This window comes from Chitinimonas sp. BJB300, from assembly GCF_002735695.1.
Taxonomy (GTDB): Bacteria; Pseudomonadota; Gammaproteobacteria; order Burkholderiales; family Chitinimonadaceae; genus Chitinimonas.
Genome location: NZ_PDZH01000313.1, coordinates 1 through 1,156 on the forward strand (window position 1 = coordinate 1; position 1,156 = coordinate 1,156).

Sequence of the window (1,156 nt, forward strand, 5' to 3'; positions counted from 1 at the left end):
CCCACGCGCGCCTCCCCCGCCCAGCACCAATGCCACTCGGGGGCGTTCATCTGCATAGGTAACATGGCTTATCAACAATGCAAACAATACGGCACAACGGACAAAACACGGCATCTGCCTATTTCCAAAGTCAAAATCAAAGGTAAATAAATGAAATAATGGTTTAATTATTTTCTCGGTAACTGGCTAAGTCCAAATACCCTGATCAACAACCGAACAATAATCTCTGTGGATTAAAACCCGCCATTAATGCTTAGATATACTCGCGCTTTTTTATTATCACCGTAGCCTATCGCTAAATACGCCGGCCCAATGCGTGTGTCACTCCCAACAAATAATGCGGCAGAATGGTAGACTTTAGACTGGGCATTACCTTCATTTATATTCAAATGTTGGTCCCAAACTCTGGCACGCTCCAAAGATAACCCATAAAAACCAGCTTTACCCAAGACGGGTGAAAGTTTAACCACGTCATGCGACAAACGAATTTGAGTACGTACAATTCTTTGTCCACGAAACTCGTCTTCAGCATAACTCGTCAGTTTGAACAGCCCTCCAACAGAAGGCATCAGATCTGGCCGCACCCCATCACTGATGGCACTACCATTTAAATTAAGCAATAAAGACCACTTGCCCACCTTAAAAGCACGCTTCAAATCTATAGAGGCTGAAAGGATTTCCTCTCCGGCCCCCATACTATGTAGTCCTCGGTACAACTCTAAATGCGCATAAGTGCCTTCACGGGGATATCGCGCGCTATCCAACTGGTCATAACCCAAACTAAATCGTACTCCTCCATCATTTATCGTCTCACTTCTAGCGTCCGAATCAAGTCCAGACTCACCTAGTAATTCTGGGACCAAACGAGCTACAGTCAGTCTCGACTTGGAGCGCTCTACACCTACTCTTACTTCACCCCAACGTCCCCATGTCGATCCAATATCCAAGTGGGCAGTGCGACGAGTTTTCCGAGCAGCTGAAAGACGTATCCCGTGAAAGTAAAAATTAAGGTTACGACTATCCAGACTGCCGCCCAATGCAACAAACAACTCACCATTCAACGTTAACGGCTGGTAAAGCTCTGTAAATATCCCTCTTTCATCTCCAATCTGGACGCGCGTCTTCCACTCCGCGCCCATTTTATTCAGCCACTTCC

1 protein-coding gene is annotated in these 1,156 nt (G+C 46.2%); it reads right to left on the reverse strand.

Annotation, left to right across the window (positions count from 1 at the left end; translation table 11 throughout):
• Positions 1–233: 233 nt before the first annotated feature.
• Positions 234–1,156: hypothetical protein (locus tag CSQ89_RS22755; RefSeq protein WP_158229092.1), on the reverse strand; the 923-nt coding region annotated here is incomplete at its 5' end.